Source organism: Rhodobaculum claviforme, from assembly GCF_016653255.1.
Classification (GTDB): Bacteria; Pseudomonadota; Alphaproteobacteria; order Rhodobacterales; family Rhodobacteraceae; genus Rhodobaculum; species Rhodobaculum claviforme.
Map to the genome: position 1 here is coordinate 1 of NZ_NHSD01000090.1, position 5,697 is coordinate 5,697.

Annotated in this window: 4 protein-coding genes and 1 pseudogene; all 5 read right to left on the reverse strand. The window is 72.5% G+C overall.

The window, feature by feature from the left end:
* Positions 1 to 192 precede the first annotated feature (192 nt).
* Positions 193 to 1,761 carry an alpha/beta fold hydrolase gene (locus tag CCR87_RS01600; RefSeq protein ID WP_201155580.1) on the reverse strand — a complete coding sequence of 523 codons (1,569 nt, stop codon included), beginning with the start codon at positions 1,759 to 1,761 and terminating at the stop codon, positions 193 to 195.
* 96 nt (positions 1,762 to 1,857) lie between these two features.
* Positions 1,858 to 3,297, reverse strand: coding sequence for an aldehyde dehydrogenase family protein (locus CCR87_RS01605; protein ID WP_201155581.1), 1,440 nt, complete (start codon positions 3,295 to 3,297; stop codon positions 1,858 to 1,860).
* A gap of 68 nt (positions 3,298 to 3,365) precedes the next feature.
* Complete coding sequence (locus tag CCR87_RS01610; RefSeq protein ID WP_201155582.1) at positions 3,366 to 4,535, reverse strand: MFS transporter; 1,170 nt, start codon at positions 4,533 to 4,535, stop codon at positions 3,366 to 3,368.
* 246 nt (positions 4,536 to 4,781) lie between these two features.
* Positions 4,782 to 5,420, reverse strand: a complete 639-nt coding sequence (locus CCR87_RS01615) for an ATP-binding cassette domain-containing protein (RefSeq protein WP_201155583.1) — start codon at positions 5,418 to 5,420, stop codon at positions 4,782 to 4,784.
* Positions 5,417 to 5,697 (reverse strand): annotated as a pseudogene (locus CCR87_RS01620) (ABC transporter permease); the annotation flags it as partial. The pseudogene CCR87_RS01620 and the gene CCR87_RS01615, both read right to left, overlap by 4 nt.

Below are 5,697 nucleotides of genomic sequence, written 5' to 3' on the forward strand. Positions count from 1 at the left end.
TTGCGGGGGGGTGGCTGGCGCGTGGGGCCGTGGTGGTCTGGGAGGAGAACGCGGCCCAGACCCCGCCTGCGGGGTTCTCCGCGCTCGACACCCGCCGCTATGGCGAGACGTGGCTGACGCTTCTGCTTCACGACGCCGACGGCTGAGACGGCTGTCCACGGCCGTCAGACCGCAACCGTGGGGCAATGGCCGTCAGGCCGCAAACATCGGGAACGTCACCCCCAGCGCCCAGGCCAGCACAAGGCCCAGGCCCATGCCCGCCGCGGCCGGCAGGCCGGTGCGCCGGCCCACCCAGCCCGCCATCATCCCGAACAGGAGGAAGAACAGCACGATCACCGGCAGGATGATCACGAGAAAGAACAGGCTCTGGAAATCCAGCGCGACGGCGGCACCGAGGGATGCAAGGAATGCTCCGCGCGCCACCAGAACCCGCCAGAACGGCGCCCGCCCGCCCTCGGTCAGGGCCGCATCGCCCAGCATGTAGGCCACCGTGCCCACCGCCAGCCCCGCGATCACCGCGGCCCGCCCCGCATGCGGCCAGAACGAGGCGACATAGCGGTCCAGCGCGCCGCCGAACACCGCGATGCCGAACACCGCCACCGCCAGCGCGATCCACCACACCCGCGCGGGAAACTGCCCCCGCAGCACGCCCCAGCGCGCCAGGAACAGCAGCGTCAGCGCACCATAGAGCGCGAAATGCACCGCAAGGTAATCGGCCACGAGGACCGGCAGCACCGCCGTCTCGATCGGCCACAGGACCAGCGGCACCGCCAGCGCGGGCACCAGCGCCACCGTCCAGAAGCGCGCGCGCGACAGCCGAACCGGGCGCGGCACGCCATTCGCGGGCCCGCCGGGCGGCAGCAGCCGCGCCAGCGGCCAGCCGAGCGCCACCACCCCCACCAGCAGCAGCACGATCCAGCCACCGCGCAGCGCCACCGGCGTGGCGCCACCGGCGGCAGCGTCGAGGGCTGCGGGGCCGAGGGATGCGGGGCGCGTGTCGGCACCGTCCGTTGCGTCCCGCGCGAAGCTGGCATCCAGCCAGTCGCGCGCCGCGCGCAGCGATGTGGCCGAATAGAGCACGCCCACATGCTCCACCGCCGGGCTGAAGACGACGCGGCGGGCGGTGCCGTCGGCATGGCTGCCCACGGTCTCGTCCGCGCCCGCGTCCGCATCGGCCAGATGCAGCGCGCGCAGGGCTTCCTCCTTCAGGCGGGCCTCCCAGTCGCCGACGATGACCAGAAGGTTCGCGGGCGCATCCGCCGTCACCGCGCGGCTGAACATCGACACCGCGACCACCGCGTCGGCGGGCGGGTCCTCCTGCGCCTGGCGCACGATGATGTCCGACGCCATGGAGTGACCCAGATACGCCAGCCGCCCGTCGGCGCGCGGATGCGCCAGCGCCGCGGCGGCCACGCGGGCGGTCTCGTCCATCAGGAACTGCGTGGTGCCCTGAACGGTGGTCACGTCGCCGGACATCGGCCGGGGGTTGCGGCCGTGCCCCTCGAAATCGAAGCTCGCGACCAGATAGCCCGCCTGCGCCAGGGTCAGCGCAAAGGGCTCCATCAGCTGCCGCGAGCCGGCAAAGCCGTGGGCGATCACCACCACGGGCACAGGTTCGGTACCGGGTGCGAGGTACAGCGTCGCGGGGGTGCCGCCCTCGACCTCCAGCGCGGCGATGTCGAGACCTGCGCGGTCGGCCTCCAGCCGCCAGACCGACAGGGCGATGGCCGCCACTGCAAGCGCCGCCACAATCCACCGCATCGCACCCTCCTGCCGCCTGCCTCCGCGACGGCAAAGCCCAAAAGCCGGGGCCGCGCAAGCGCTGCGCGGCCCCGGGTGGTCACATTCGTTGTGGGCTTACTCGGCTGCCCAGCCCGACACGGCCTTGACCTCGAGGAAGTCCTCGATGCCCCAGGCGCCGGCCTCGCGGCCGTTGCCGGACTGCTTCATGCCGCCGAAGGGGGCGCCGCGGCCCCGGCCCTTGCCGTTCATCTCGATCATGCCGGCGCGCAGGTGGCGTGCCATGCGGTTGCGCTTGGCGCCGTCCGTGCTCTGGACGTAGTTGGTCAGGCCGTAGACGGTGTCGTTGGCGATGCGCAGCGCGTCGGCCTCGGTGTCGAAGGGGATGATCGACAGGACCGGGCCGAAGATCTCCTCGCGCGCGATGGTCATGTCGTTGGTCACATCCGCAAACACCGTGGGTCGGACGTAGAAGCCCCGGTTGAGGCCCTCGGGGCGCCCCAGCCCGCCGGCGACCAGCCGCGCGCCCTCGTCCATGCCCTTCTGGATCAGGGCCTGGATCTTGTCGTACTGCGCCTCGCTGACGACGGGGCCGATGTGCTTGCCCTCCTCGCTGGCGGGGCCGACGCGGGTGGCCTCGGCGACCTCACGCGCGGTTTCCACCGCGGCGTCATAGGCCGAGCGTTCGACCAGCATCCGGGTCGGCGCGTTGCAGCTCTGGCCGGAGTTGTTGAAGCAGTGCATGGCGCCGCGCTTGACCGCCTTGTCGTCGGCGTCGGCAAAGATCACGTTGGCGCCCTTGCCGCCCAGTTCCAGGTGCACGCGCTTGAGGGTCTCGGCCGCGTTCTTGGAGATGAGAATCCCCGCGCGGGTGGAGCCGGTGAAGCTGACCATGTCCACATCCGGGTGCACCGACAGCTGCGTGCCGACCCCGGGGCCGTCGCCGTTCACCAGGTTGAACACGCCCGCCGGAACACCGGCCTCGTGCATGATCTCGGCGAAGATCAGCGCGGACAGGGGCGAGATTTCCGAGGGCTTCAGCACCATCGGGCAGCCCGCGAGGATCGCCGCGCCGACCTTCAGCGTGATCTGGTTCATCGGCCAGTTCCACGGCGTGATCAGGGCCGCGACCCCCACCGCCTCGCGGATGATGCGGTCATCGGGGGCGTGATCGCCCAGCGGCTCGATGAAGCCGATCTCGGGCTGGGCCATGGCGAGGTTCTCGAGGTTCCAGATCCCGGCGCCGACCTGGCTTGCGCGCGACATCTCGATCGGCGCGCCCATTTCCAGCGACATCGCCTGCGCCAGATCGTCGGCGCGGGACTTGTAGACCTCGATGATGCGCTCCAGCAGCGCCAGACGCTCGGCCGGGTCGGTATAGGCGAAGCTGTCGAAGGCGCCCCGCGCGGCGGCTACGGCGGCATCGGTGTCGGCCTGCCCGCCGAGGCTGATGATCGCGCAGACCTCCTCGGTGGAGGGGTCGATGACGGGGCAGTCGGTGCCGTCGCGCGGCGCGACCCACTGGCCTCCGATATAGAACTCGCGTTTCTCGAGCATGGGATCTCCCTTTTCCTCTGGCCGCACCGTGGCACCGCGGCGGGGTGGCCGCAAGGGCACGGCGCGTGTCAGTCGGTACGGTCGCGGCTGAAGGCATAGATGGCGCAGCCCACCAGCAGGGCCAGCGCGAAAAACCCGAACAGCGCCGTGTGCGCGGCCTCCGGCCCCGGCCCGGCGGCGGTGTGCACCCGCGCCGAGGCAAGCTGGAACACCCCGGTGCCGCCGACGCAGAACAGGTTCATCAGCGTCACGCCCCGGCCCATCAGGTGCGGCGGGAACAGCGCCCGGCCGTGCGCCATCAGCATCGCATAGGACGCGCCGAAGAACCCGACGCCGGCCAGCAACGCCACCGCCGTCCACGGGCTGGACGCGGGCATCGCCCACAGCGCCCCCAGGCACGCGACGCCCGCCAGATTGCCCGCCAGCACCACCCCCTTGCGCGTGCGAAACACCCGGTCGAGCGGGCCATAGGCAAAGTTCCCCGCCACCATCGCCAGCGCCATCACCAGCGACGCCTGCCCGATCAGCGCGGGAGTGGCGCCGAACACCTCGTCGAAGTACGGCCCGATCCACAGCCCCCGGATCCCCGCCGAGGGGGCATAGTTCACCGCAACCATCGGCAGGATCAGCCACAGCGCGGGCATCCGCAGCAGCTCCAGTAGGGAGCCCGTGCCCGCGTCGGGGGCCGGGGGCGGGTCCGGCACGAAACGCCAGATCGCCAGGCCCACCGCGGCCGTCACCCCCGCCAGACCCAGCAGCGCACCGCGCCAGCCCACCGCCTCGGCCGCCAGCGTCAGCGGCCAGGCGGCGGCGATGTTGCCCAGCGAGCCCGCCCCCAGCAGCGCGCCCGCCAACGTGGCAAAGACCGCCGGCGGATAGGCACGCGCCAGGATCAGCCATGCCGCCATCAGCACGGATGAACAGCCCACTCCCAGCAGCGCCATCGCCGCCATCACCGCGCCCGGCCCCTGGGCCGCGGCGAACACCACCGCCCCGCCGCCGCCCGCCAGCCCCATCAGCACAGCCGTGGTGCGCCCCGGCCCGATGCGGTCCAGCGCCCAGCCCACCGGCAGCTGCGCCAGCGCGAAGGCCAGAAACCACCATGCCGAGGCCCGCGCCAGCCCCTCGGCGGTGATGCCCAGATCGGCGGTCAGCATCGGCGCCAGCACCGCCAGGAACGCGCGATAGAACTGGCTGAGGACATAGCCCATCAGCAGGAACGCCATGCCGGTGCGCATGTGCGGTGCTCTCCTCTCCCTTTGTCGAGTCCGTGTCGGCGCCATTGTTGGCGCTCCTGTCCGGACCCCCTGTCCGCGCCCGCGCTCCGGCCTTCTGTCCGGCCCTTTTTGGGCGGCGCTCCTGCGGTCCCGGTGTGGCCGTCCTTGCGGGCGGGTGCCCGCCTCCTCCGGTCGGGAGGTGTGCCGCATGGGCGCGGCCGGGACAAGCCATCCTCCGGGTATCCTGCGGGCGTCCTCCGGGTGCCCTCAGAGCGTCAGCGGACGGCCCAGCGGGTCCAGCACCCGCCCCCCCGCTGCGCGGGCGTCCTCGGCGTCATGGGTGACCAGCAGGACCGGCAGCCCCGCCCGGCGCGCGCGGTCAAAGACAAAGGCGCGGATCTGTGCGCGCCGCGCCGCATCGAGGCGCGAGAACGGTTCATCGAGCAGCAGCGCGCGGGGTTCGGCCAGCAGGGTGCGCATCAGGGCGACGCGCGCGCGCTGCCCGCCCGACAGGGTGGCGGGGTCGCGATCGGCCATCCCCTCCAGCCCGGCCTGCGCCAGCGCGGCGTCGATGCGCGCGCGCCGGTCGCCCCGGCGCGCCGGCAGTGCGAACGCCAGGTTGCCACCCACCGACAGGTGCGGAAACAGCACGTCGTCCTGGAACAGCATCCCCACGCGCCGGTCGCGTGTGGGGCGCGCGGTGATGTCGCGCCCGTCCAGAAGGATGCGCCCTGACAGCCCGAAGGCCGGCGCCAGATCGCCGGCCACCGCCGCCAGCAGCGTGGACTTGCCCGACCCCGAGGGGCCCATGATCGTCAGCACCTCGCCCGGGGCCACGGTGGCGTCCAGCGCCACCAGCGGCTGCGGGCCGAGGCCAATCGCGACCGCCGCCAGCACAAGCGTCATACCGCCATCCCCCGGCGGTTGCGGAACACCAGCGCGGGCACCGCCAGCGCCAGCCCGAACCCCAGCATCGGCAACGCCATCTGTGCGATGGCGGCGGCGCCGATGACGCGGCGGTTGGCGCCGGATGCAAGGCCCACCGCCTCGGTGGTCAGGGTGGCGACGCGGCCCGCGCCGATCAGCAGCGTCGGCAGATACTGTGCCACCGACACCGCGAACCCCACCGCCGCCGCCGTCAGCACCGGGCGCAGCAGCATCGGCAGGCGCACCGCCCACAGCA

Bases quoted from the DNA above. Each gene is read 5' to 3' on its own strand.
- CCR87_RS01600 (WP_201155580.1), bottom strand. From the start codon at position 1,761: ATGCGGTGGATTGTGGCGGCGCTTGCAGTGGCGGCCATCGCCCTGTCG.
- CCR87_RS01615 (WP_201155583.1), bottom strand. From the start codon at position 5,420: ATGACGCTTGTGCTGGCGGCGGTCGCGATTGGCCTCGGCCCGCAGCCG.
- CCR87_RS01605 (WP_201155581.1), bottom strand. From the start codon at position 3,297: ATGCTCGAGAAACGCGAGTTCTATATCGGAGGCCAGTGGGTCGCGCCG.
- CCR87_RS01610 (WP_201155582.1), bottom strand. From the start codon at position 4,535: ATGCGCACCGGCATGGCGTTCCTGCTGATGGGCTATGTCCTCAGCCAG.